Raw genomic sequence first — 22,444 nt, forward strand, 5'->3', positions numbered from 1 at the left:
CCAGCTTCACCGCCCGCGCGGACGGCCCCTGGGTCCCGGCTCTACGCTGCGCTTCGGCCGGGATGACGGTGGGGATTTGCAATTCGAAGCGCGCTGACCAACACGTGAGCGCGATGGAAGATCTAGCCAAACTCGAGGCCGAGCTTTCCGGCCAGATCGCCGCCGCGGGGGACCTCGCCGCCGTGGAGCAGATCCGCGTCGCAGCCCTCGGCAAGTCCGGCTCGATCTCCGAGCTGTTGAAGGGCCTGGGCAAGATGAGCCCCGACGAGCGCCGCGAGCAGGGGCCTCAGATCAATGGGCTGCGCGATCGCATCGCTTCGGCCATCGGCGAGAGGAAGGCCGCCCTGGAGGCCGCCGAGCTCGACGCCAGGCTCGCCGCCGAGCACGTCGACCTGACCCTGCCCCCGCCCCCCGAGCGCCGCGGCCACGTGCATCCCACCATGCAGGTGCTGGACGAGATGATCGCGATCTTCGGCGAGATGGGCTTCTCGCTCGCCGAGGGGCCCGACATCGAGGACGACTTCCACAACTTCTCCGCCCTCAACTTCCCGGAGAAGCACCCGGCGCGGGACATGCACGACACCTTCTGGCTGACCCCGGACGAGCGGGGCGAGCGCAAGCTGCTGCGCACCCACACCAGCCCCGTGCAGGTCAGGGTCATGCAGCGGACCAACGAGACGGTCCCCGCCTGGGTCGCCAACGGGCAGGCGCCGCCGATCCGGGTGATCGTGCCGGGCCGCGTCTACCGGTCGGATTCCGACGCCACCCACACCCCGATGTTCCACCAGATGGAGGGCCTGGTGATCGACCGGGCGATCCACATGGGCCACCTGAAGTGGACGCTGGAGACCTTCACGCGGCGCTTCTTCGAGACCGAGAAGGTGGTCACGCGCTTCCGGCCGCACTTCTTCCCGTTCACCGAGCCCTCCTGCGAGATGGACGTGCAGTGCGACCGCTCGGGCGGCGCCATCAAGATCGGCGAGGGCTCCGACTGGCTGGAGATCCTGGGCGGGGGCATGGTGCACCCGAGCGTGCTTCGGAACTGCGGCCTCGATCCGGACCAGTGGCAGGGCTTCGCCTTCGGTCTCGGCATCGACCGGCTGGGGGCGCTGAAGTACGGCATGCCGGACCTGCGCGACATGTTCGCGAGCGACGTGCGCTGGCTCGAGCACTACGGCTTCTCGGCCTTCGCAGCCCCGAACCCGGCCACAGGGCTGTCCTGATGGGCGATTCCAACGACTGGCGATCGCTGGAGCGCTTCGCCTTCGGCGATAACCCCGAAATGGCCGACCGGCTGCTGGGCTTCGTGCTGGCGGGCGCGAAGACCGCCACGTGCTGGTCCACGGCGGAGGGCCAGCAGACCGAGCTCGGCAAGCGCATGGTGGTGACGGACGGAGCCGGGCGGCCGCGCGCCGTCGTCGAGACGGCGAGCCTGCAGCAGGTGCGGTTCTGCGACGTCGCCTGGGACTTCGCCGCGGCGGAGGGCGAGGGCGACGCCTCGCTCGAGGCGTGGCGCGCCGGTCACCGCGCCTATTTCACCCGCAACGGCGGGTTCGCGCCGGACATGCTGCTCTGGTGCGAGCGGTTCCGCCTGGTCGAGGTCATCGGCGAAGGAGAGACGCCATGAAGTTCACCCTCTCCTGGCTGAAGGATCACCTGGAGACGACCGCCACGGTGGCTGAGGTCGTCGAGGCGATGACCATGGCCGGCCTGGAGGTCGAGCACGTCGAGGATCCGGCCGCCAAGCTCGCAAAGTTCTCGGTCGCCAAGGTGGTCGAGGCGGCGCAGCACCCGAACGCCGACCGCCTGCGGGTCTGCCAGGTGGACACCGTCGACGGCCGCAAGGAGATCGTCTGCGGGGCGCCCAACGCCCGGGCCGGGCTGACCACCATCTATGCGCCGATCGGCGCCTATGTGCCGGGCTCGGGGATCACGCTGGAGGCGCGCCCCGTGCGGGGCGTGGTCTCCAACGGCATGCTCTGCTCGGCGCGCGAGCTGGAGATCGCCGAGGAGGCGGACGGCATCGTCGAGCTGCCGGGCGCGCTGCCCGTCGGCGCCAGCGCGGCGGAGGCCTTCGGGCTCGAGGCGGTGATCGACTTCGAGGTGACACCCAACCGGCCGGACTGGCTGGGTGTCGCGGGGCTGGCGCGCGACCTTGCGGCGGCCGGCGCCGGGAAGCTGAAGGACCTCTCGGTGAAGCCGGTCCCCGGCAAGTTCGCCGAGCCGATCGAGATCAGGGTGGACGGCGCGGCCTGCGCGATGTTCGCCGGGCGGCTGATCCGCGGCGTGACCAACGGCGCCTCGCCCGCCTTGCTGCAGCGGCGGCTGATCTCAGTGGGGCTGCGGCCCATCAACGCCCTGGTCGACGTGACCAACTTCCTGTCGCTCGACCGTTGCCGCCCGCTGCACGTCTACGACGCGGCGAAGCTCGCGGGCGGCTTCATCGAGGCCCGGCTCGGCCGCGACGGCGAGACGGTCGAGGCGCTGGACGGCAAGACCTATGCGGCGACGCCGGAGATCTGCGTCATCGCCGACGGCTCGGGCGCCATCGGCCTGGGCGGGGTGATGGGCGGCGAGAGCACCAAGGTCACCGAGGCCACGAGCGACGTCTTCGTCGAGTGCGCCTGGTTCGATCCGATCCGCACCGCCCAGGCCGGCCGCACCCTGGGCATCGTCTCCGACGCGCAGTACCGCTTCGCCCGCGGCGTCGACCCGGCGTTCGTCGTCCCCGGCCTGGAGCTGGCGACCAAGCTCATCGTCGAGTTCTGCGGCGGCGAGGCCTCCGAGATCCGGGTGGCGGGCCGCGCGCCGGCCGCTCCCGGTCCGATCGATTTCGACCGCGCCTATGTGAAGAAGCTCTCGGGCCTGACGATCGCGCGCGCGCGGATCGACGAGATCCTGGGCGATCTCGGCTTCATGCTCGAGGGCGGGCAGGTGACGCCCCCCTCCTGGCGGCGCGACGTGGACGGCAAGGCCGACCTCGTCGAGGAGGTCGCCCGCATCGAGGGCTACGACAAGCTGCCCACCGACCCCCTGCCGGAGATCGAGCGGCCGGCCGGCGGGGTGCTGACCCAGCGCCAGGCCCGCATGCGCAATGCGCGCCGTGGGCTGGCGGCGCGCGGCTATGACGAGGCGCTGACCTGGAGCTTCATGCGCTGCGACCTGGCGAGCCTGTTCGGCGGCGGCCAGGCGGCCCTGCGGCTCGCCAACCCGATCGCCTCCGACCTCGACTGCATGCGGCCCTCGATCCTGCCGAACCTCATCGAGGCGGCGGCGAAGAACGCCAATCGCGGCTTCGCTGACGTGGCGCTGTTCGAGATCGGGCCCTGCTACCGGGGCGATGCGCCCGCCGACCAGTGGACGGCGGTCACCGCGCTGCGGGCGCCACACCCGCCGAAGACCTGGGAGCCGGTCGGGCGCGAGCCGCTGTTCGCGCTCAAGGCGGACCTCATGGCGCTGCTCGAGGAGCTCGGCGCCCCGCCCCTGCAGGTCGTCCAGGGCCAGGCCTCGCCGTGGTTCCATCCCGGCCGCTCGGCCAGGCTGCAGCTTGGGCCCAGGACCCTGGTGGCCGAGTTCGGCGAGATCCACCCGCGGATGCTCAAGCGGCTGGACGCGGAGGCTCCGATGCTCGGTTTCGAGATCGCCCTGGAGGCGATCCCCGAGGCCAAGAAGAAGCCGGTGAAGACCAAGCCGGCGCTGACGCTCTCGCCGTTCATGCCGCTCAGCCGCGATTTCGCCTTCGTGGTCGACCAGGCCACACCGGCCGGCGATCTGGTGCGGCCGATCCTGGGCGTCGACAAGCAGCTGATCGAGGCCGCCCGGGTGTTCGACGTCTATGCGGGACCGGGCGTGCCGGAGGGCAAGAAGTCGATCGCCGTCGAGGTGACCATCCAGCCGCGCGAGAAGACGCTCACCGAGGCCGAGATCGAGGCGCTGTCGGCGCGCATCGTCGCCGCGGCGGAGAAGGCCGCAGGCGCGAAGCTGCGAAGCTAGCCGGGAGGTCTCCCCTCGGCACGCCCACGTTTCCGTCATCCCGGCCGTAAGCCCGCGCTGCGTCCCGGATCGGCCTATCGGCCGTCCGGAATGACGGGGAGTCGCGCGACGGGCCACTTCCCCCTGAGGGGGAATCTAGAGCTCGCCGGCCACGCGGCCGAGGCCTTCGACGATCCGCGGCCAGCCGCCGGACATCATCTGGCGACCCATCTCGTCCTGCGGCCGGAAGCCGGTCTGGACCATGCGCACCAGGGTTCCGCCCTCGACGGGCGTGAGCGTCCAGGTCACCACCGTATCCAGGCCGTCGGCCTTCTGGTCGCCGGAGGCCTGCTGGCGCCAGGCGAGCTTGCCGGGCGCCTCGACCTCCAGGACCTCGCAGTCCGAGATGCCGTTCCAGGCCCCGGGAATGGGCGTCGCGCGGAAGTTGAAGCGGTGGCCGACCCGCGGCTCGAAGTCGTTCTGCATCAGCCATTGGCCGATCAGCTCCGAGGTGGTCAGCGCCTTCCAGACCTTGGCGATCGGATGCGGCAGGGTGCGTTCGACGACGATGCTCTTGGTCTCGACGGTCTCGCTCATTGGGCGTCCTCCCCCATCCGCGCGAGCAGCTGCTCCAGCGAGCCGAAGAAGCGCCGCCAGCCGAAGCCAGCGCCCTGGTAGGCCTGCTGCTGATCGGCCCGGAAGCCCGACTGCTCCATCACCAGGCGCGTGCCGCCGCCGACCGGGGTCAGCGTCCAGGTGACGACGCTCTCGAGCCCCATGGCGTCCCACGTGTAGGAGAGCCTGCGGTGCGGCTCGACGGCGAGGACCCGGCAGTCGACGGAGCCCCAGTCCCCGCGAAGGGTGAAGCGGCGGCCGGCGGCGGGTTCGAAGTCGGTCTTCATGAGCCACTCGTCGATGAGGTGCGGCTCGGTGAGCGCGCGCCAGACCTTCTGCGGCGGATGCGGCAGCTCGCGTTCGACAACGACGGAGCGGGTTTCGCTGGAGGCTTCGCTCATGGATCCATCCTCTTCAGAAGGTCTTCCAGCGCGTCGAAGCGATCGCGCCAGAAGACGGCGTAGTGTCCGAGCCAGTCCACCAGCGGCCGCAGCCCCTGCGGATCGACCCGATAGAGCGTGCTGCGGCCGGCGCGCTGCTCAGCGACCAGCCCCGCGCCCCTGAGCGCCGCCAGGTGCTGCGACACCGCCGGCTGGGAGACGCCGGCCCCGCGCGTCAGGGCGGCCACGCTCAGCTCGCCCTCCTCCGCCAGCCGCTCGAACAGGCTGCGCCGGGTGGGATCGGCGAGGACGCGAAAGACGTCGGAGGCGGGCAGGAAGCTCACGTGGCCATTCATAAGTTATGGCTTATGAATGAGTCAACCGCTATTCGGCGGCCAGGATCGCCTTGCGCGTGGCCGGCCGGAGCGCCGCCAGCCAGACCCTGAACGGATGCAGGTACTGGCCGAGCGCACCGCGGCCCATGTCCTCGCTGACGCCGAGCGGCGCCTCGCAGGGACCGGGCAGGTGGAAGGTGCCGAACAGCCGGTCGAACACCGAGAACACCGTGGCGAAGTTCGCGCCTGAGCCCGCGACGTCGCGGGCGTGATGCCAGCGGTGCATGGCCGGCGCATTGAGGAGCCAGCCCGCCTTGCCGAAGGTCCACGGCAGGTCGGCATGGATCAGATAGCCGTAATAGTGGCGCACGAAGACGTTGCCGGCCTGCGCCCAGAAGGGCACTCCCAGGGCCGCCAGGACGACGGTGTCCAGCGCCGAGCCGAGGCGGTCCACCGGATGCATCCGCTCCAGGGAGAACCAGGTCAGCCGGGTGTCGGAATGGTGGATGGCGTGGGCCGGCCAGAGCCATTTCGTGTGCTGGAGGCGGTGGCGCCAATAGCCCACGAAATCACCGAGGAACACCGTCGCGATGAGCGTCGGCGTCGGCCCGAGAAGGGCCCAGACCGGCGCGGCGTGCAGTTGCAGGCCCTGGTCGCGGACCACCGTCGTCAGCCAGGCGATGAACAGCGCCACGATCGGCGAGACGGCGAGCTGATCCAGCGCCGAAAGCACGGCGTTGATGCGCGTCTCGCCCGCCGCGGCTTTGGCGTCGGCCAGCGACCGGCGGCCCTTCACGGCCCAGGCGAGCGCGGCGAAGACGAGGGCGGCGAGCGCAAGCGTCTCCAGCGCGCCCAGGAATGCGCGGGCGTCTTTCGCGAGGAAGGCGAGGACCGTCGACACTCGGCGATCATCGGCGTGCGCGGCAAATCTTGGATTAACGCGGGGCGGCGATGATGCCGCCATGGCTGTCGAGGCGATCAGGCCGGCTGCTGCGCCCCCTCGCGCCCGGGCGGTCCCGGCGCGGGCGTTCGGGCTCGCCGGTCTGGGCCTGGCGCTCCTCGCGCTCGCCGCGGCGCGGGTGTGGCTGGCCGCCGTCCAGCCGCTGTGGTTCGACGAAGCCTGGTCGCTGATGGCCGCCACGACGCCGGACTGGGCGAGCCTCGTCCACGAGGCGCTCACCGACGTGAACGCGCCGTTGGGCTACGTGCTGCTGCGCGCCTGGGTTGGGCTCGCGGGCGCCTCCGACCTCGCCCTGCGGCTGCCGGCCCTGGCGGCGATCGCCGCCGCCGGCGCGCTGCCGCTGCTCTGGGGCGCGGGCCTGCGGCGCGAGGCGCGGCTCGCCTGGGCGGTGATGATCTTCGCCTGGTGGGGCGTGGACGGGTTCCTGGCGGGCCGCGCCTACGGCCTGCTGCTGGCGCTCTCGACCGCCCAGGTCATCGCCTTCGCCGAGCTGCTCAGGAAGCCCCGCCTGGGAACCGCCTTCGCCTGGGCGGCGCTGGGCGCGCTCGCCATCCTGACCCACTACTACGCCCTGATCGTCACCGCCGTTCAGGGCCTGAGCTTCCTAGCGCTCCGGCGGCGCGAGGCGCTGCGCTGCTGGCCCGCCGCGCTGGCCTTCGCGCCCGCGTTCGGCTGGATCGCCGCGCACGCCCCGCGCCTGCAGGCGTTCGCAGGCGCCGAGGTGGCCTGGCACCCGACCGTGGGACCGGGCCTGGCGCTCGCCATGACCGCGGCGACGCTGCAGCCTTCGGCTCCGCTGCTCGGCCTGGCGGTGGCGCTCGGCGTCCTTGCCGCGGCCGGGCTCTCGCGCGCCCCTGCCGCCCGCCTGCCGCCCCCGATGTGGATCGCGGCGGGCGCCTCGGCGGCGGCGCTCGCGCTCACGCTCGTCTCCGGGGCGCTGCACCCCAGCCTGACCGCGCGCTATCTCATCCCGACGGTTCCCGGCCTGCTGCTGGGCCTGGTGCTCTGCGCGGCGCAGACCTCGCGAGCGCGCCTGCTGCTCGCCGGCCTTGCCATGGTCTGGCTGGGCGCCGCGCTGAGGCCGGACGCCTTCCTGCGCGATCTCGCGAGCCCAAGCCCCTACGGCTTCGAGACCGCGTCCGAGGTGCTGATGCGCCACGGCGCACGCGACGTGGTGTTCGCCTGGGACCACGAGGTCACCGCCCTCATGCCGCCCCCGACGCTGGAGCGGCTGGGAAGCGTGTTCTTTCGCCGGGCGGGCTATCCCGTCCGCGTGCGGCCGCTGGTCGTCCGCCCGGGCGACGACGTCAACGCCCTGGCCTTGGCCGCCGCGAGCGGCCCGCACCCGGGGCTGATCTGGATCTACAACCGCGCGGGCCGCACGGCTGCACGAGCCCATCCTCCGGCCATCGCCCGGCTCGACCCGCGCTGGCGCTGCGAGCGCATCGGCGACGACACCGTCGGGAGCCTCGCCTGCTGGCGCACGCCTCGAGCTTGACTTGACCCGGCGCAACTCCGCTCCGATCCGCCATGGGAGGCATTTCCATGGAAGTGAACGGCGTCGCCCACACCTTCATCACCGCCGGCGACTTCGAGGCCTCGGTGGCCTTCTACCGCCAGCTCCTGCCGTTCCTCGGCCTGCGCGAGGTGGCCGACAGCGCCGACACCTACTACTGCGTGGGCGGGCGCACCGGCTTCGGCGTCCGACGGCCCGACCCGCAGCACGCCGGCGCCAGGTTCGAGCAATTTCGCGTGGGCCTGCACCACCACTGCTGGCGGGCCCGCTCGCGCGAAGACGTCGACGAGGCGCACGCCTTCCTGCAATCCATAGGCGCCCCCATCATCCGCGCGCCGGAGGACGGCCCCTGGGCGCCTGGCTACTATTCGGTGCTGTTCGAGGATCCCGACGGCGTGCGGCTCGAGATCAACTTCGTGCCGGGCCGCGGCCTCTTCGACACCGCGACCCAGCGCGTCGGGGCGACGCTCGACGAGCGTTAGAACGGCAGGATGTTGCGGTGGCGGGTGTAGGCCAGGTAGCCGACGTTGGCGCCCAGCCGGAAGCCGACGCCGGCCCGCATCGGGGCCAGCATGATGCCGGAGGCCTCCTGATAGTTCACCCCGATGCCGGCGATGAAATAGGCCGTGCCCTCGACGCCGGGGAAGCGCTGGAAGATCTCTCCCGGGTCGTCGAGGTTGTAGCAGAGGGTGAACACCCGGCTGGCGTTGCCGCCGGTGTCGAAGCCGATCGAGGGACCCTGCCAGTAGACCTCCATCGGCGGCCGGTTCTTCATGTAGAGCAGGCCCTTGCCATACCGCGCGCCGATCCCGATCGCGCCTGAGGCCTCGGTCCCGGCGATGTAGGCGGTGGGGCGGCCGTTCTTGGCGAAGATCCGCTCGACCGCCGCCCCGGCGCTCTCGGCGGTGACGCCCATGAAGTCGGAGACGGAGTTGACGATCTCGTCTTCGCTGTAGGTCTCCACGTGCCCGCTGTCGGCCGGGTAGGCCGGCTGCAGGTTGGGAGACCTCGGCGCCTCGGCAGGGGGTTCCTCCGGCGGCGGAGGCGGCGGCGGGGCGGAACCCGCGGGCCGCGCGGGCGGCAGCGAGCGGCTGCTCGTCTGGCCGTGGGCGACGGCGGCGGTCCCGAGCGTCACGAGTCCCGTGACGATGAGGGTTCGGCGATCCATGGGCGCGTGTTTCCTGAGAGTCCCTTGGTTGAAACCTTCCCCGCCCCTTTGCGGCTCTGTCATGGCGAACTTCGCCTTAACGCGGGATTAACCACGCCCCGAGCGCGTGTCCTCGCCATCGCTCTGCGACGGATGGTCCCCGCCCCGCGGCCCCGAAGGGAAGGCGCGCCTCGCCAGGGCGGGCGAATGTGCTAGACGGGCGCCGCATGACCACCCCGCTCAGTCACATCCGCAACTTTTCGATCGTGGCGCACATCGACCACGGCAAGTCGACGCTGTCGGACCGGCTGATCCAGGAGACCGGCGCGCTGAGCCTTCGCGAGATGACCGAGCAGGTGCTCGATTCCATGGACATCGAACGCGAGCGCGGCATCACCATCAAGGCGCAGACCGTGCGGCTGCACTACAAGGCCGACGATGGCGAAACCTATGTCCTGAACCTGATGGACACGCCCGGCCACGTGGACTTCGCCTATGAGGTGTCGCGCAGCCTGGCCGCGTGCGAGGGCTCGATCCTGGTGGTGGACGCGAGCCAGGGCGTCGAGGCCCAGACGCTGGCCAACGTCTATCAGGCCATCGACAACGACCACGAGATCGTCCCGGTCCTGAACAAGGTCGACCTGCCGGCCGCCGAGCCCGACCGGGTGCGCCAGCAGATCGAGGACGTCATCGGCCTCGACGCCTCCGAGGCGGTGGAGTGTTCGGCCAAGACGGGCCAGGGCGTCCATGAGGTGCTGGAGGCGGTGGTCAAGCGGCTGCCCGCCCCCAAGGGCGACCGCAACGCGCCGCTGAAGGCGCTGCTGGTCGACGCCTGGTACGACGCCTATCTCGGCGTGATCGTGCTGGTGCGGGTGTTCGACGGGACTCTCAGGGCCGGCCAGCGCATCCGCATGATGCAGACCGGCGCCGTGCACCAGATCGACCGCATCGGCGTGTTCCGCCCCAAGCGCACCGACCTGGAGGAGCTCGGCCCCGGCGAGGTCGGCTTCATCACCGCCCAGATCAAGGAGGTGGCCGACGCCGCGGTCGGCGACACCATCACCGATGAGCGCCGGCCGGCCGAAGCCCCCCTGCCCGGCTTCCGCCAGGTGCAGCCGGTGGTGTTCTGCGGCCTGTTCCCGGTCGACGCCGCCGATTTCGAGGATCTGCGCGCCGCGATCGGACGGCTCAGGCTGAACGACGCCTCCTTCACCTACGAGATGGAGACCAGCGCCGCGCTGGGTTTCGGCTTCCGCTGCGGATTCCTCGGGCTCCTGCACCTGGAGATCATCCAGGAGCGGCTGTCGCGCGAGTTCGACCTCGACCTGATCGCCACCGCGCCCTCGGTCGTCTACCGCATCAAGCTCACCGACGGATCCGAGCTCGAGCTGCACAACCCGGCCGACCTGCCCGATCCGGTGCGCATCGAATCCATCGCCGAGCCCTGGATCAAGGCCACCATCTTCACGCCCGACGACTACCTGGGCTCGATCATCAAGCTGTGCCAGGACCGCCGCGGCGAGCAGCGCGAGCTGAGCTACGTCGGCGCCCGCGCCATGGTGGTCTACGACCTGCCGCTGAACGAGGTGGTGTTCGACTTCTACGACCGGCTGAAATCGATCTCCAAGGGCTACGCCTCCTTCGACTACGCCATCGAGGCCTACCGCGAGGGCGACCTGGTGAAGATGTCGATCCTGGTGAATTCCGAGCCGGTCGATGCGCTCTCCATGCTGGTGCACCGCGACCGCGCCGAGACCCGCGGGCGGGGCATGGTGGAGAAGATGAAGGAGCTGATCCCGCCGCACATGTTCCAGATCCCGATCCAGGCGGCGATCGGCGGCCGCATCATCGCGCGCGAGACGGTCCGGGCGCTGCGCAAGGACGTGACCGCCAAGTGCTACGGCGGCGACATTTCCCGCAAGCGCAAGCTCCTCGACAAGCAGAAGGAGGGCAAGAAGCGCATGCGCCAGTTCGGCAAGGTGGAGATCCCGCAGGAGGCCTTCATCGCCGCCCTGAAGATGGACGCCGATTAGTCGGGCGGCGCTTCGGTCACGAGGGCGCGGGTTCCGGGCCTCCGGCCGACCGACCAAGCCGCGCCGGCGGCGGCCGAGATCACCGCCATGAGCCCTGCGAGCTGCGCCGGGGCCAGGCGCTCGTGCAGCAGGATCAGGCCGGAGAGCGCGCCGAAGCCCGGCTCCAGGCTCATGAACACCGAGAAGGTGCGGGCCGGCATGCGCGGCATGGCGAAGAGCTCGAGGCTGAACGGCAGGGCGGTGGCGACCAGCGCCACGAGCAGGCCGAGCGGCAGCACGGCGGGCGAGACCAGCGCCCAGCCCGCATGCGCGATCCCGACCGGGGCCGCGACCAGCGCGGCCAGGGAGGTCGCCCAGGCCGCCGAGGCGGCGCCGAACGCGTGTCCGACAATCCGTCCCGAGAGGATGTAGGCCGCCCAGCTCGCCGCCGCGCCGAGCGCAAAACCGATGCCGACGGGATCCAGCGGCCCGCCGCCGGAGCTCGGCCCGACCAGGCCCCAGACGCCGGCCGCCGCCAGCGCCGCCCAGACGAGATCGGAGGCCCTGCGCGAGCTCGCCAGGGCGATCGCCAGCGGGCCCAGGAACTGCAGGCCGATGGTCACCCCCTGCGGCAGGCGCGCGAGGCCGAGGTAGAACATCATCATGGCCCCGGCGCTCGCGAGACCGAGCACCGCGAGCGCCGCGACCGGCGCAGGCTTGGGCCAGGTGCGCCACGGCCGCTGGATGGCGAGCAGCATGGCCGCGGCCAGGGTGATGCGCAGCGCCGCGGCGCCCTGCGGCCCGACCGCCGGGAACAGCCCCTTGGAGAGCGCCGCGCCAACCTGGAAGCAGGCCATGGCGCCCAGCACCGCCGCGATCGGCAGCGCCAATCCGCCCGCGCCTTTGACCTTCAGATTCGCCAACCCATCCCCCTACGCCGCCAGCATGACCGGCGCGCAGGGCGGAGGGAAGCGGCGGGAAACCTACTTCTTGTCGTTCGACTTGCTGATCACCGTGCCGACACCGGCGCCGACCGCGGCGCCGAGCGGGCCGGCGATGACCAGGCCCGCGGCCGCGCCGGTGGCGGCGCGCTGCTCGACATTATGGCCGCAGGCGGCGAGGCCAAGCGCCAGGAGGGCCGTGGTGAGGACGATGCTGCGCACGTGCGACTCCATCCGCTATGAGGATCATCCCAGTCTGCCGCGAGTCGCTTAGCCGTTCGCTAACCCGCACGCGCGCGCCGCCTCGGCGGGACCCAGCGCCACAGCGCCGCGGTGTAGGCGAAGATCGCGACATAGGCCGCGGTGAACACCCACATCGGCAGCGGCCAGTAGATGACGCTGTTGACCCAGCGCATGATCAGCGGCGGCTCGGCGCGGCCCGCGCCGGTCAGCGCGTCCTGCCAGAGGGTCAGGAAGCAGGCGCGACCGAGCACCGCCTGCAGGGCGACGACCGCGAGCGAGGCGAGGTGCAGCAGGCGCCACCACGGGATCCTCACCCACGCCCAGCCGAGCGCCGCGCCCGCCGGAATCGCCACCAGGCCGAACAGGTTGAAGGCGATCACCACCAGGTGCGCCGCCAGCACCAATTCGCCCCAGGACGCCGCGCTCATGAGCGAACCTTAGGGCCGGCGCGTTTGCCGCGCATGCGCTTCCTCTGCGACGAGATGCTGGCCAGCCTCGCGCGGCTGCTCCGGGCGGCGGGCTACGACGCCGATCTGGCCACGGGAGGGGAACGGGACGAGGCGATCCTCGCCCGCGCCAAGGCCGAAGCGAGGGTGCTCCTCACCCGCGACCGCGATCTCGCCGCCAGGGCCGCGCCCGCTGCGCTGCTGCTCCCGCAAACGAGCGCCGAGGCCCAGGCGCGGGCGCTCGCCCGGGTGCTGCCCATCGACTGGGGCCTGGCGCCTTTCACCCGCTGCGTGGTCGACAATTCGGTGCTGCGCGCCGCGACGCCGGAGGAGGTGGCGCGCATGCCCGCGCAATCCCGAGCGCGGGGGGGCCCCTTCCGGGCGTGCCCAGCGTGCGGTCGGCTCTACTGGCCCGGCAGCCACGTCAAGCGGATGGCGGCCAGGCTCGAGGCGCTCGCCGGCGCAGCGCGCCAAGCTTGACTGTTGGCGCGGCGCAGCGGAAATCCCCCGCATCTCATTCGGGAGGCGTCTTCGATGCGCAAGCTGATCGTCCTCGCCGCGGCCGCCATGGCGGTGCTCGTGGCCGGCTGCAACACCATCCAGGGGATGGGCCGCGACATGCAGGCGGCCGGCCAGGCGGTCTCCAGCTCGGCCCAGGACGCCAAGCACTAGGCTCGGAACAGGGACGCGCCGGCGGGGGTTCGGTTCGCGAAACCCCGATCAGACCGCGAGGTCCCCATGAGCCGCTCCAAGCACGAGCCCTCCGGCCACACCCCCACCACCCTGCCGCGCGACGATCTCGAGGACGACCCGGGGATCGGCGCGTCCAAGGGGACGACCATCTCCGGCGAGGATCCGCACATCCTACGCGAGGACGGCGTCAACACCGAGGAGGGCGACGCGCCGAACGACACCGATGCGACCGGCGCGCCGACCCCGCTGCGCCGCGAGAAGGATCACGTGAAACGGCCGTGAGCTGAGCGCGCGAACGGCCGGCGCAGATTTCCTGCGGCCCAAGCGCCCGGCCCCTTCCGCACGGACGGGCGAGGGCGCATATGGCGGCCCGTCATGCAAGAAGTCGCCCATCCCCTCGGCGCCTCGCTCTGGCGCGGCGCCAAGGGCCACTGCCCGGCCTGCGGCAAAGGTCGGCTGTTCTGGAAATACCTGAAGGTCAACGACCGCTGCGAATGCTGCGAGGAGGACCTGTCGCGCTATCCGGCCGACGACGGGCCGGCCTACACGACCATCCTGCTGACGGGGCATCTGATCATCGTGCCCCTGCTGTTCATCCCATGGGTCTGGCGCAATCCCGTCCACTCAGTGCCGCTGGTGATGGGCGGCCTGGTGGTGAGCACGCTTTCGGTCCTGCCGCGGATCAAGGGCGCCTGGATCGGGCTGATGTATGCGCTGGCGGTGAAATCGACCGACGCGCACCTGCACACGGCCGACGCGGCCGACTAGCGCGGCCCCTCGCCGGTTCGGAACCTCCGCTGTGGGCTCGGCGTTGTCGCACGGCCAAGTCGGGGCGTGACGCGAAGGAGAGCCTGCGTGGGCCTCGGCACCATCCTGATCATCGTCCTCATCCTGCTCCTGATCGGCGCCCTGCCGAGCTGGGGTTACAGCCGCAGCTGGGGCTACTACCCCTCGGGCGGCCTGGGCCTGATCCTCGTGATCGTCATCGTCCTGGTGTTGATGGGACGGTTTTAGCGCCGGCCTAGAGCCCGAGCTCGGCGCGGACTTTCTTGGCCAGCTTCGCCGCGATCAACGCGTGCGCGGTGGAGATCCAGCCCTGCGCCTCATTCGGGTCGAGCCGGTCGAGGTCGACCGCCACCCACTGCCCCTTGGCGCAATAGGGCGCCTGGCGGCCGGGGCCATCCTCGGTCAGCACCACGAAGCCGATATCGGTGACCTTGAAGGCCACGTAGATGTCGCCGCACATGGCGAACACCTTGCCGCCGACCTTGTAGACGTCGGAGCCGCCCCACTGCACGACCTTGCTGGTCGCCGGCAGCCCGAGCGCGATGGCCCCGATCTCGTCGCGGGTCAGGGCGAGGCTCACTCGGCGCTCACGCCCACGCCGATCGGGCAGGTCACGCCCGTGCCGCCGACGCCGCAGTAGCCCATCGGGTTCTTGGCGAGGTACTGCTGATGATAGGCCTCGGCGAAGTAGAACGGGCCGGCCGGCGCGATCTCGGTGGTGACCCGGCCGAAACCCTGGGCGCTCAGCGCACGCTGGTAGGCCTCGCGGGAGGCCTCCGCCTCGGCGGCCTGGGCGTCGTTCACGACGTAGATCCCCGAGCGGTACTGGGTTCCGACATCGTTGCCCTGGCGCATGCCCTGGGTCGGGTCGTGGTTCTCCCAGAACAGCTTCAGGAGATCGGCGTAGGTCACCTGCCTGGGATCGTAGACGACCAGAACCGACTCGGCGTGGCCGGTGCGGCCGGAACAGACCTCCTCGTAGGTTGGATTGGGCGTCGGACCGTTCTGGTAGCCGGCGGCGGTCACCCACACGCCCGGCTGCTGCCAGAACTCGCGCTCCACGCCCCAGAAGCAGCCCATGGCGAAGTAGGCGGTCTCCAGGCCCTGCGGATAGGGCCCCTTCAGCGGATGGCCGTTGACGAAGTGGACCTCCGCGGTGGGGATCGGATGGGCGCGCCCCGGCAGGGCGGTCTCGGGCGTCGGGATCTCGAGCGGCTTCTTGGCGAACAGCATCGAACGGGCCTCCTTGTCGCGGTGCAAGATAGGATGCTCGCGGGCCGATTGCACGCCGTGCGCGGCGCCTGCTGACCTACGGGAACTTTCATGCGAAAGTCGCATCGAACGTCGGTATGGGAGGACATGCGCCATGGATAGCACCTGGAAGATAGGTTTGCTGGCGGGCGCGATCGCGCTGGCCGGCACGGCGGCGCTCGCGTCCGGCGGCGGCGGCGGCGGGTCCATGCCCGGGGGCGGCTACGGGAGCCCCAGCGCCTCGACCCCGCAGTACGATCCGGCGGCCGAGTACGCCAAGGCGATCACCGCCCTCAAGGCCAACCAGTACCGCGACGCCGCGCGCGCCGCCCAGCACGTCACCGATGCGGTTCCGAGCAATCCGGACGGCTGGCGGCTGCTCGGCATGGCCAAGGCCGGCGACAACGACTGGAAGGGCTCCAGGCGCGCCTACGAGCGGGTCCTGAAGCTCGCGCCCGACGATGTCCAGGGGCACGCAGGGCTTGGCATGGCGCTCGCCAAGCTGAAGGACGCCAAGGCCCAGGGCGAGCTCGATTGGCTGAAGGCCAAGATGCAGAGCTGCGGCGACAGCTGCCCCGACGCCGCCAAGCTCAAGTCGATGAGCGCGGACCTCCAGGCGATCATGGCGCCGGGCGAGGCGGCGACGAAGCCGAGCGCGGCGCTCTCCGGCAAGATGCTGTTCGGCGGCCCCAAGGCCGGCGACGCCGCCTATATCCAGGCGGTCAGCCTGATCAACGAGAAGCGCTATGACGACGCGCTCGCCGCGCTCGCCAAGGCCAAGGTGGAGTTCGGGCCGCACCCGGACATCATCACCTACGAGGGCTACGCCTGGCGCAAGAAGGGCGACTACGCCAAGGCCGAAAGCTACTACCGCCAGGCGCTCGCCATCGACCCCGACCACGTCGGCGCGACCGAGTATTACGGCGAGCTGAAGGTCGAGAAGGGCGATATCGCCGGCGCGAAGCAGATGCTGGCCAAGCTGGAGCGCGTCTGCGTCTACGGCTGTGCGGAGACGGAGGAACTGCGCCGTTGGATCGACGCAGGGCACGACCCGCAGCAATAGGCCTTGCGATCTGGATGGCGGCGGGCGCGCTGGCGCTCGCCGCCTCGCCAGGCGACGCCCCGATCCGCGCCATGCGCTGGGCGGCCAAGTCGGTCGATCCGGTGGCCGCCTTCGACCGCGCGCCTGCGGAGTGCCTGCGGCGGCCGAGCGATCCGGCCGAAGCCCTGAAGGTGGAGGTGGGCCGCGCCGCGTTCCGCACCCCGGTCCTGCTGGGCGGCCAGGCGGCGCGGGCGGGCGTCAACTGCGAGACCTGCCACAAGGCCGGGCGCAGCAACCCCGACTTCCTGTTCCCCGGGGTCTCCGGCGCGCCGGGCACGGCCGACGTGACGGATTCGCTGTTCTCGACGCACCGCGGCGACGACGTGATGGACCCCAAGCCGATCCCGGACCTCTCCGGGCCCAAGGCGAAGCTGAAGGTCGACCAGGCGCCGCGCGCCCACAAGCTCGAGCCCTTCATTCATGGGTTGATCACCGAGGAGTTCGACGGGCCGGAGCCGCCCAAGGCGGTGCTCGCGGGAATCGCCGACTACGTCCGCCATCTCTCGCCCGAGGCCTGCCCCAAGATCCCGAGCGTGGCCGTCACGCCGGCCTACTTCATGGCCGATGCGCGCCGCGCGCTGGCCGCCGCCCAGGGCGAGATCGCCGCCGGCGATGCGCCCGCCGCCATCCTGATGATCGCCTCGGCGCGCACCCGGCTCGGGCTCATCGACGAGCGCTATGCGGGGGCCGCGCTCGCGCCGCTCAGGGCCGAGCTCAGGAGCGCCGACGCCCGCCTGGCGCAGGCGCAGCAGGGCCTGCGCGAGCATCGGCCGGACGTGGCCGCCGAGCTCACCGCCTGGCTGCAGGATTCGGCCGCCCTGGAAGCCCGGCTCGAGGCGCGCGCCCCGGCCTCGCTGTTCGATCCGCAGCGCCTCACCCAGGCCGCCCGGCGGCGCTTGCCGGGCTAAGCTTCGTCCTATATTCCGCGCCTTCCGCCGGGCGGGTTCCGCTGCGGGCCGGTGGGTGAGGTGGCCGAGTGGTTGAAGGCGCACGCCTGGAACGCGTGTATACGGGCAACCGTATCGAGGGTTCGAATCCCTCTCTCACCGCCAGTCGGCTCACCGAAGTGGGGCGAAAGCTGCGCCGAGACGCTCGTGGATTCCGGCCGAAATGCCCGTTGTCGCATAGTCCGGGGGCATCGCCCCGTCCTTCTCGCCCCGCTCGTCCTGCTGTTCTTGACCCCGATAATGATGTATGAGACATCATTCCTTATGCTTACGCCTGGACAGCTTCGCGCCGCTCGTGCGCTCCTCGGGATGGACCAGCGCACGCTTGCCGCACGCGCCGGCGTGTCGCTGCCGACGATTCAGCGCATGGAGGCAAGCACCGGCTTCGTGCGCGGGGTCGTCGACAGTCTGACCAAGGTTGTGGCGGCCCTCGAGCGGGAAGGGGTCGAGCTCATCGGTGAGAACGGCGTCAGCTCCGGCGGCGGGCGCGGCGTCCGGTTGCGGGATCCTAGCCTGTCGGCTCTGCGGGCCGACTCCCTGACCTCTACGGATGGGTCGGAGGCGCAGCGGTGACCGACGGCGCCGCGACCGCCCACCTCTTCCGCCCGAAGCTCGTCACTGTCCTCAGCGAAGGCGCATATGACAGGGCAGCCCTTCGCAAGGATGCTCTGGCGGCCTTGACCGTCGCCATCGTCGCTCTGCCGCTATCGATGGCGATCGCCGTCGCCTCAGGCGTCTCACCAGAGCGCGGGCTCTACACCTCGATCGTCGGCGGCTTCCTGGTTTCGGCCTTGGGGGGAAGCCGCTTTCAGATCGGCGGGCCGGCCGGCGCGTTCATCGTCCTGGTCGCGGCGACGAGCGCCCGCTTTGGCCTGCAGGGCCTGCTGCTCACGGTGTTGCTGTCGGGGCTCATGCTCACCGCGATCGGAGCCTCGCGTCTCGGCGGGCTCATCCGCCATATCCCGCATGCGGTGACGGTCGGCTTCACATGCGGGATCGCGGTGACCATTTCCGCCAGCCAGATCCGGGATCTTTCCGGGCTGCGGCTGCCTGGCGCGGAGCCTGGTCCGCTCATCCCCAAGCTTCTGGCGCTGGGCGGAGCCGTGTCGAGCCTCAACCCGGCGGCCCTCGCTCTCGGGGCCGGCGCGGCCGCCCTGATCTTCGCTTTCCGACGGTTTCGGCCGACCTGGCCCGGCATGCTCATCGCAGTGGCCGCGGCCTCGATTTTGGCGGCGATTCTGCACTTGCCTGCGGAGACCATCGGCAGCCGTTTCGGCGGCATTCCGCACACGTTGGCCTCACCGCACCTGCCGCCGCTCTCCGCCGCCCTCATCCTGAAGGTGCTTCCGGCGGCGTTCTCTTTCACCTTGCTTGGAGGCGTGGAGAGCCTGCTCTCGGCCAAGGTCGCCGATGGCATGACCGGGCGCAAACATCGCTCGAACATGGAGCTGGTGGCCCAAGGTCTCGCGAACATCGCGTCCGCGCTTTTCGGAGGCATCAGCGTGACCGGCACGATCGCACGCACGGCGACCAACATCCGCGCCGGGGCGCGCAGTCCGCTGTCAGGGATCATGCACGCAGGATTTCTGCTGATCTTCATGCTCGTGGCGGCGCCGCTGGCGCGCTTCATCCCTCTCTCCGCGCTCGCCGGCGTGCTGGTGGTGGTCTGCTGGAACATGGCCGAGAAAGCCGAGTTCGTCCGCCTGCTGGGCAATTGGCGGACCGCGGCCGTCCTGCTCGCCACCTTTGGCCTCACGCTGGTCAAGGACTTGACCTTCGGGATCGTTGCGGGTTGCCTGGTGGCGGCCGCCTTCGCCGCAGCGAAGCGAGCCGTACCCGAAGAGGGCGACTGAGCACACGGCCCGCTACAGGGCCATGCTCGCTCGCCAGCCCGCCCGCCACGCCATGTAGCCTCCATCGAGCGGCTCTCTCACGCAGGAAGCTCAAGCAGCTGATTTGCACACTCCGCCGCCGGTGGCGTCGAGGTGTCGTCATCCAGCTTGTATGTGGAGCTTTGATGCGCCCGGGGGCAGCTCACGTTCGGCTGCGCCTGGGGCAGCGCGTCGTCGCTAGGGGCTCACCAGGCTTTCGAGATGGAGATCGTCCACCGCGGCGGCGAGTCGCTCGGCCCAGCAGCCGAACAAGGCTGCAGCGCGTGAACTTGAAGGGTCGGCGAGAGCCAGGCCTTCGACCCAGTAGACGAGGCTGAAGAGGACGGACCGGCGATAGTCGAGGCGGCATTCGTCGAAGCCGTACCCCGCGACCCCCAGGTCGACGAGGCGACCGTGATAGCGCCGCAGAAGCTCATCCTCGTTCTTACGACGCAGATCGGTGGGAACGGCGCCGCCCATCAGGTAGCCGAGGTCGAACGGCCCCCGCGCCTGCATGACCACCTGCCAGTCGATCACCGTGAGCTCGCGTCCTTCCGGATTTTCGCGGAACATCAGGTTGTCGGTGCGGAAATCCCCGTGGCAGAGGGTGAGCGGCGGGGTGCTGATCGCCGAGAGCAGGCCTTCAATGGCCCCCGCCAGCCGCCGGCTGACGCGGACCAGCCCGTGATGCCCCCGCGCGCCCAGCGCCTCAAGCGCGCTCGGCAGGCAGGCCCGGAAGTTCTCGGCCACGTCGGCGTAGGGCGGCTCCGCGGCGCGGGGCATGATCGCGCGCAGCTCGTCCAGCCTCGGGTGAGCCCACCAGCGGGCGTGCAGGCTGGCGATGCCGTCGATGGCCTCGGTGAGTTCGCCAAGCGAGATCCCGGCGACCTGATCGGGGCTGGCCGCGGGCGCCAGGTCCTCGAGCAGGATCACGCAATCCCCGCTCGCGGGATCGAAGGCGGAGAAGTAGACCTCGGGCGTCCGCAGTTCGACGGTCGCCGCGACGTCGCGGTAGAACCGCACCTCCCGTTCATAGACCCCATAGAGCGCGCAGATCTCCCGCACCTCGGGCGCGGAGGCGTGAAGCTTGGCGATGAGGCTGGCGGGGCCGGGCGGGCCGGCGCCATAGGCGAGCGTCAGGCGGTGGAGCTCCGACAGGACGCCGACGCCTTCGCCGATCCGCTGCGCCTCGACGGCGACGACAGGCGCGGCCAAGGCGCGGGTCAGCCAGGCTGGCGTGAAGCCCTGGCTGGCCTTGGGGATCGGGACCGGGCCGGCGTCGAGATCGGCGGCGATGACGGCCTCGCTCAAGGCCCCGCCCTCGCTGCGGCCAGCCGCCGCCCGAGCACGACGAAGGCCATGAGGCTCACGGCCGTCGCGGCGATGAACAGGTCGTAGAGCGGCCGGTAGCCGGCGCCTGTGAGCAGCGCGCCTGCGAGCATCGGGCCGATGGCGCCGCCGATGGCGAGCGCCGCCGGCATCAGCACCGCCACCCGTCCGTGCCCGTCCGCCGAGGCGATCATGCCCATCTGATAGGCCAGGGCGAAATTCCAGAGGCCGGCGCCCAGCAGCACGCCTGCGACGTAGGCCGCCGCACCGTGTCCGGCCCACAGGGCCGCGGCGCCGGCGATCGCCAGCAGCATCCCCGCCGCGAGCGGCGCCACCCGCCCGAAGCGGTCCCCGATGGCGGCGGCGGCGAGCCCCGCCAGGCCGCTGACCACGAGCCCGAGGGTCAGGACGCCGGACGCCGTCTCCCGGCCGACGCCGAAGCTGGGAGCCACCTGCGCGAGGAAGGCCCACAGCGCCGAAAGCCCGCCGAAGGAGACGAACAGCGCCGCCAGGCCCAGCCACGGCAGGCCGTCGCGGACCAGCGGCCCGCGCGCCCCCGCGCGGCGCAACATGGCGAACCGCGCCTCAGGCGGGTTGAGCGCCCGGCGCGACGGCAGGGCCGGCAGGCCGGCGAGCGACGCCGCGGCGACGATGCCGGCGAGCGTGAGCGCGGCGCCGGCGAAGCCCCAGCGGGCGGCGGCGAGCGCGCTCAGCGCCAGGAGCGCGGCCACCGCGACGAACACCTCGCTCGCGAGCTTCACGCCGAAGGCGCGGTCCGGCTTGTGGTTCTCCGACACCACGGCGATGCTGACCGTGTAGAGCAGGCCCAGTCCGACGCCGGAGGCGAGAAGGGCGGCCAGCAGGGCGGGGTAGGAGGCGATCGCCGCGCAGCCGGCGAGCCCCGCGACCGACACCGCCGCGCCGACGCCGACCACGGCTCGCCAGTCGAAGCGGCCGATCCACTGGTTCGAGGTGGCGGCCACCAGGGCGAAGCCCGCGAGGAAGCTCGACCCCACCATCCCGACCTGGCCCTCGGTGAGCGCGAAGCGCGTGGCCGCCTCGGCGAGCAGCGCCGGCATGACGTTGAACAACAGGCCGCCGGCCGCCGAGACGCTCGAGGCCGCCGCGAGGACGGCGAGCGGCTGGCGATGGATCGCGGGTTTGTCCGGCGGCGGCTTCACCTCGGTCCGACCGGAGCGCGCCGGCAGGGTCTCGGAGGGCGGGATCCGCACCGGCAGGCTCGCGTAGCCCTTGGCGAACGGATTGGCGAGCCGCACGGGCTCCCCCATCACCTCGATCGTCGGATAGCGCCCGAGGATCTCCTCCCAGAGGATGCGCAGCTGCATCTCGGCCAGCCGGTTGCCGACGCAACGATGGATGCCGAAGCCGAAGGAGATGTGCTGGCGAGGACGCTCCCGGTCGATGATGTAGTCGTCGGGGCGCTCGATGACCGTGTCGTCGCGGTTTCCCGAAACGTACCACATGACCACCTTGTCGCCCTTGGCGATGCGCTTGCCCGCGAGCTCGGTGTCGCGCGTGGCGGTGCGCCGCATGTGGGCGAGCGGGGTCTGCCAGCGGATGGTCTCGGAGACCATCGAGGGGATCAGGTCGGGGTTGGCGCGCAGCTTGGCGTACTGGTCGGGGTTCTGGTTCAGCGCGTAGATCGAGCCGGAGATGGTGTTGCGGGTGGTGTCGTTGCCGCCGACGATCAGCAGGATCACCGTGCCGTTGTACTCCTCCGGCGACATGTTCCGGGTCGCCTCGTTGTGCGCCAGCATTGAGATCAGGTCGCCGGTCGGCGGCGCGTTGACCCGCTGGTTCCACAGCTTGGTGAAATAGGCGTGGTACTCGACGAAGATCGCCATCTTCTGCTCGATGGTGTCGATCAGCCCCTTGC

At 71.0% G+C, this 22,444-nt stretch carries 27 protein-coding genes, 1 tRNA gene and 1 pseudogene; 16 read left to right on the plus strand and 13 right to left on the minus strand.

All coding sequences use genetic code 11. From position 1 onward, the window contains the following. Positions 1-113: 113 nt before the first annotated feature. From pheS to pheT, 3 genes are read left to right on the plus strand one after another with little or no spacing between them, the layout of a single operon-like run. On the plus strand, positions 114-1,223 hold the full coding sequence (pheS, locus tag VLI41_RS13270; protein WP_325268559.1) for a phenylalanine--tRNA ligase subunit alpha: 1,110 nt from the start codon (positions 114-116) through the stop codon (positions 1,221-1,223). Next, positions 1,223-1,627: an ASCH domain-containing protein gene (locus VLI41_RS13275; RefSeq protein ID WP_325268560.1), complete on the plus strand. Its 405-nt coding sequence runs from the start codon at positions 1,223-1,225 to the stop codon at positions 1,625-1,627. The genes pheS and VLI41_RS13275 overlap by 1 nt, the downstream gene beginning before the upstream one ends. Continuing rightward, positions 1,624-3,993, plus strand: a complete 2,370-nt coding sequence (pheT, locus tag VLI41_RS13280) for a phenylalanine--tRNA ligase subunit beta (protein WP_325268561.1) — start codon at positions 1,624-1,626, stop codon at positions 3,991-3,993. The genes VLI41_RS13275 and pheT overlap by 4 nt, the downstream gene beginning before the upstream one ends. A gap of 135 nt (positions 3,994-4,128) precedes the next feature. Here the strand turns inward: pheT and VLI41_RS13285 are convergent, their stop codons facing one another. From VLI41_RS13285 to VLI41_RS13300, 4 genes are read right to left on the minus strand one after another with little or no spacing between them, the layout of a single operon-like run. Beyond that, on the minus strand, positions 4,129-4,569 hold the full coding sequence (locus VLI41_RS13285) for an SRPBCC domain-containing protein (RefSeq protein WP_325268562.1): 441 nt from the start codon (positions 4,567-4,569) through the stop codon (positions 4,129-4,131). Further along, a complete protein-coding gene (locus tag VLI41_RS13290; protein WP_325268563.1) occupies positions 4,566-4,988 on the minus strand; it encodes an SRPBCC domain-containing protein in 423 nt (140 codons plus the stop codon). The genes VLI41_RS13285 and VLI41_RS13290 overlap by 4 nt, the downstream gene beginning before the upstream one ends. Next, the gene (locus VLI41_RS13295) at positions 4,985-5,302 is read right to left on the minus strand and encodes a metalloregulator ArsR/SmtB family transcription factor (protein WP_325268584.1); all 318 of its coding nucleotides are present in this window, start codon (positions 5,300-5,302) and stop codon (positions 4,985-4,987) included. Before VLI41_RS13295 ends, VLI41_RS13290 begins: the two co-directional genes overlap by 4 nt. 49 nt (positions 5,303-5,351) lie before the next feature. Beyond that, the gene (locus VLI41_RS13300) at positions 5,352-6,203 is read right to left on the minus strand and encodes a sterol desaturase family protein (protein ID WP_325268564.1); all 852 of its coding nucleotides are present in this window, start codon (positions 6,201-6,203) and stop codon (positions 5,352-5,354) included. A 61-nt stretch (positions 6,204-6,264) separates the two neighbouring features. On the opposite strand from VLI41_RS13300, the gene VLI41_RS13305 reads away from it, so the two are divergent. Further along, positions 6,265-7,761: a hypothetical protein gene (locus VLI41_RS13305; RefSeq protein ID WP_325268565.1), complete on the plus strand. Its 1,497-nt coding sequence runs from the start codon at positions 6,265-6,267 to the stop codon at positions 7,759-7,761. Positions 7,762-7,808: 47 nt separating this feature from the next. Continuing rightward, entirely contained in the window at positions 7,809-8,261 is a 453-nt protein-coding gene (locus tag VLI41_RS13310) for a VOC family protein (RefSeq protein WP_325268566.1), read from the plus strand. Here VLI41_RS13310 and VLI41_RS13315 read toward each other — a convergent pair. Continuing rightward, on the minus strand, positions 8,258-8,947 hold the full coding sequence (locus tag VLI41_RS13315; RefSeq protein ID WP_325268567.1) for a DUF1134 domain-containing protein: 690 nt from the start codon (positions 8,945-8,947) through the stop codon (positions 8,258-8,260). The genes VLI41_RS13310 and VLI41_RS13315 overlap by 4 nt on opposite strands. 206 nt (positions 8,948-9,153) lie before the next feature. Between VLI41_RS13315 and lepA the strand changes: the two genes are divergently transcribed. Continuing rightward, entirely contained in the window at positions 9,154-10,959 is a 1,806-nt protein-coding gene (gene lepA / locus VLI41_RS13320) for a translation elongation factor 4 (protein ID WP_325268568.1), read from the plus strand. Here the strand turns inward: lepA and VLI41_RS13325 are convergent. The 3 genes from VLI41_RS13325 to VLI41_RS13335 are packed head-to-tail and all read right to left on the minus strand — an operon-like array spanning position 10,956 to position 12,550. Continuing rightward, positions 10,956-11,861 carry an EamA family transporter gene (locus VLI41_RS13325; protein ID WP_325268569.1) on the minus strand — a complete coding sequence of 302 codons (906 nt, stop codon included), beginning with the start codon at positions 11,859-11,861 and terminating at the stop codon, positions 10,956-10,958. The genes lepA and VLI41_RS13325 overlap by 4 nt on opposite strands. Positions 11,862-11,921: 60 nt before the next feature. Further along, positions 11,922-12,101: a hypothetical protein gene (locus VLI41_RS13330; RefSeq protein ID WP_325268570.1), complete on the minus strand. Its 180-nt coding sequence runs from the start codon at positions 12,099-12,101 to the stop codon at positions 11,922-11,924. 59 nt (positions 12,102-12,160) lie between these two features. After that, the gene (locus tag VLI41_RS13335) at positions 12,161-12,550 is read right to left on the minus strand and encodes a DUF2784 domain-containing protein (protein WP_325268571.1); all 390 of its coding nucleotides are present in this window, start codon (positions 12,548-12,550) and stop codon (positions 12,161-12,163) included. A gap of 33 nt (positions 12,551-12,583) precedes the next feature. Here VLI41_RS13335 and VLI41_RS13340 point away from each other — a divergent pair, with 33 nt between their 5' ends. The 5 genes from VLI41_RS13340 (at position 12,584) to VLI41_RS13360 (ending at position 14,275) form a co-directional block, all read left to right on the plus strand. Beyond that, positions 12,584-13,048 (plus strand): DUF5615 family PIN-like protein, encoded by a 465-nt coding sequence (locus tag VLI41_RS13340; RefSeq protein ID WP_325268572.1) that lies wholly within the window; start codon positions 12,584-12,586, stop codon positions 13,046-13,048. A gap of 54 nt (positions 13,049-13,102) precedes the next feature. Beyond that, entirely contained in the window at positions 13,103-13,240 is a 138-nt protein-coding gene (locus VLI41_RS13345; RefSeq protein WP_325268573.1) for an entericidin A/B family lipoprotein, read from the plus strand. A gap of 66 nt (positions 13,241-13,306) precedes the next feature. Continuing rightward, a complete protein-coding gene (locus VLI41_RS13350; RefSeq protein ID WP_325268574.1) occupies positions 13,307-13,543 on the plus strand; it encodes a hypothetical protein in 237 nt (78 codons plus the stop codon). Between the two features lie 93 nt (positions 13,544-13,636). After that, positions 13,637-14,029, plus strand: a complete 393-nt coding sequence (locus VLI41_RS13355) for a DUF983 domain-containing protein (protein WP_325268575.1) — start codon at positions 13,637-13,639, stop codon at positions 14,027-14,029. An 87-nt stretch (positions 14,030-14,116) separates the two neighbouring features. Then, on the plus strand, positions 14,117-14,275 hold the full coding sequence (locus VLI41_RS13360) for a DUF3309 family protein (RefSeq protein WP_325268585.1): 159 nt from the start codon (positions 14,117-14,119) through the stop codon (positions 14,273-14,275). Positions 14,276-14,282: 7 nt separating this feature from the next. On the opposite strand, the gene VLI41_RS13365 is transcribed toward VLI41_RS13360, so the two are convergent. Together VLI41_RS13365 and msrA are read right to left on the minus strand one after the other, a co-directional pair. After that, the gene (locus VLI41_RS13365; protein ID WP_325268576.1) at positions 14,283-14,627 is read right to left on the minus strand and encodes an MmcQ/YjbR family DNA-binding protein; all 345 of its coding nucleotides are present in this window, start codon (positions 14,625-14,627) and stop codon (positions 14,283-14,285) included. Then, positions 14,624-15,280, minus strand: coding sequence for a peptide-methionine (S)-S-oxide reductase MsrA (gene msrA / locus VLI41_RS13370; protein WP_325268577.1), 657 nt, complete (start codon positions 15,278-15,280; stop codon positions 14,624-14,626). The genes VLI41_RS13365 and msrA overlap by 4 nt, the downstream gene beginning before the upstream one ends. Before the next feature lie 133 nt (positions 15,281-15,413). On the opposite strand from msrA, the gene VLI41_RS13375 reads away from it, so the two are divergent. The 5 genes from VLI41_RS13375 (at position 15,414) to VLI41_RS13395 (ending at position 19,200) form a co-directional block, all read left to right on the plus strand. Next, positions 15,414-16,361, plus strand: a complete 948-nt coding sequence (locus VLI41_RS13375) for a tetratricopeptide repeat protein (protein ID WP_325268578.1) — start codon at positions 15,414-15,416, stop codon at positions 16,359-16,361. Between the two features lie 14 nt (positions 16,362-16,375). Further along, complete coding sequence (locus VLI41_RS13380) at positions 16,376-17,308, plus strand: hypothetical protein (protein ID WP_325268579.1); 933 nt, start codon at positions 16,376-16,378, stop codon at positions 17,306-17,308. Between the two features lie 54 nt (positions 17,309-17,362). Then, positions 17,363-17,452, plus strand: a tRNA-Ser gene (locus VLI41_RS13385). A 159-nt stretch (positions 17,453-17,611) separates the two neighbouring features. Then, a complete protein-coding gene (locus VLI41_RS13390) occupies positions 17,612-17,920 on the plus strand; it encodes a helix-turn-helix transcriptional regulator (RefSeq protein WP_325268580.1) in 309 nt (102 codons plus the stop codon). Beyond that, the gene (locus tag VLI41_RS13395) at positions 17,917-19,200 is read left to right on the plus strand and encodes a SulP family inorganic anion transporter (RefSeq protein WP_325268581.1); all 1,284 of its coding nucleotides are present in this window, start codon (positions 17,917-17,919) and stop codon (positions 19,198-19,200) included. Before VLI41_RS13390 ends, VLI41_RS13395 begins: the two co-directional genes overlap by 4 nt. 216 nt (positions 19,201-19,416) lie before the next feature. Here the strand turns inward: VLI41_RS13395 and VLI41_RS13400 are convergent, their stop codons facing one another. The 3 genes and pseudogenes from VLI41_RS13400 to VLI41_RS13410 all read right to left on the minus strand — a co-directional run. Then, entirely contained in the window at positions 19,417-20,529 is a 1,113-nt protein-coding gene (locus VLI41_RS13400) for a phosphotransferase (RefSeq protein WP_325268582.1), read from the minus strand. Then, positions 20,526-21,626 carry an MFS transporter gene (locus tag VLI41_RS13405; RefSeq protein ID WP_325268586.1) on the minus strand — a complete coding sequence of 367 codons (1,101 nt, stop codon included), beginning with the start codon at positions 21,624-21,626 and terminating at the stop codon, positions 20,526-20,528. Before VLI41_RS13405 ends, VLI41_RS13400 begins: the two co-directional genes overlap by 4 nt. Positions 21,627-21,767: 141 nt before the next feature. Beyond that, positions 21,768-22,444 (minus strand): annotated as a pseudogene (locus VLI41_RS13410) (cytochrome P450); the annotation flags it as partial.

The organism is Phenylobacterium sp. (assembly GCF_035475775.1).
GTDB lineage: Bacteria > Pseudomonadota > Alphaproteobacteria > Caulobacterales > Caulobacteraceae > Phenylobacterium.

Coding starts and splice junctions, on each gene's coding strand:
- pheS (WP_325268559.1), top strand. CDS start 114: ATGGAAGATCTAGCCAAACTCGAGGCCGAGCTTTCCGGCCAGATCGCC.
- VLI41_RS13275 (WP_325268560.1), top strand. CDS start 1,223: ATGGGCGATTCCAACGACTGGCGATCGCTGGAGCGCTTCGCCTTCGGC.
- pheT (WP_325268561.1), top strand. CDS start 1,624: ATGAAGTTCACCCTCTCCTGGCTGAAGGATCACCTGGAGACGACCGCC.
- VLI41_RS13285 (WP_325268562.1), bottom strand. CDS start 4,569: ATGAGCGAGACCGTCGAGACCAAGAGCATCGTCGTCGAACGCACCCTG.
- VLI41_RS13290 (WP_325268563.1), bottom strand. CDS start 4,988: ATGAGCGAAGCCTCCAGCGAAACCCGCTCCGTCGTTGTCGAACGCGAG.
- VLI41_RS13305 (WP_325268565.1), top strand. CDS start 6,265: ATGGCTGTCGAGGCGATCAGGCCGGCTGCTGCGCCCCCTCGCGCCCGG.
- VLI41_RS13310 (WP_325268566.1), top strand. CDS start 7,809: ATGGAAGTGAACGGCGTCGCCCACACCTTCATCACCGCCGGCGACTTC.
- VLI41_RS13315 (WP_325268567.1), bottom strand. CDS start 8,947: ATGGATCGCCGAACCCTCATCGTCACGGGACTCGTGACGCTCGGGACC.
- lepA (WP_325268568.1), top strand. CDS start 9,154: ATGACCACCCCGCTCAGTCACATCCGCAACTTTTCGATCGTGGCGCAC.
- VLI41_RS13335 (WP_325268571.1), bottom strand. CDS start 12,550: ATGAGCGCGGCGTCCTGGGGCGAATTGGTGCTGGCGGCGCACCTGGTG.
- VLI41_RS13340 (WP_325268572.1), top strand. CDS start 12,584: ATGCGCTTCCTCTGCGACGAGATGCTGGCCAGCCTCGCGCGGCTGCTC.
- VLI41_RS13345 (WP_325268573.1), top strand. CDS start 13,103: ATGCGCAAGCTGATCGTCCTCGCCGCGGCCGCCATGGCGGTGCTCGTG.
- VLI41_RS13350 (WP_325268574.1), top strand. CDS start 13,307: ATGAGCCGCTCCAAGCACGAGCCCTCCGGCCACACCCCCACCACCCTG.
- VLI41_RS13355 (WP_325268575.1), top strand. CDS start 13,637: ATGCAAGAAGTCGCCCATCCCCTCGGCGCCTCGCTCTGGCGCGGCGCC.
- msrA (WP_325268577.1), bottom strand. CDS start 15,280: ATGCTGTTCGCCAAGAAGCCGCTCGAGATCCCGACGCCCGAGACCGCC.
- VLI41_RS13375 (WP_325268578.1), top strand. CDS start 15,414: ATGGATAGCACCTGGAAGATAGGTTTGCTGGCGGGCGCGATCGCGCTG.
- VLI41_RS13380 (WP_325268579.1), top strand. CDS start 16,376: ATGGCGGCGGGCGCGCTGGCGCTCGCCGCCTCGCCAGGCGACGCCCCG.
- VLI41_RS13390 (WP_325268580.1), top strand. CDS start 17,612: ATGCTTACGCCTGGACAGCTTCGCGCCGCTCGTGCGCTCCTCGGGATG.
- VLI41_RS13405 (WP_325268586.1), bottom strand. CDS start 21,626: ATGCCGGCGCTGCTCGCCGAGGCGGCCACGCGCTTCGCGCTCACCGAG.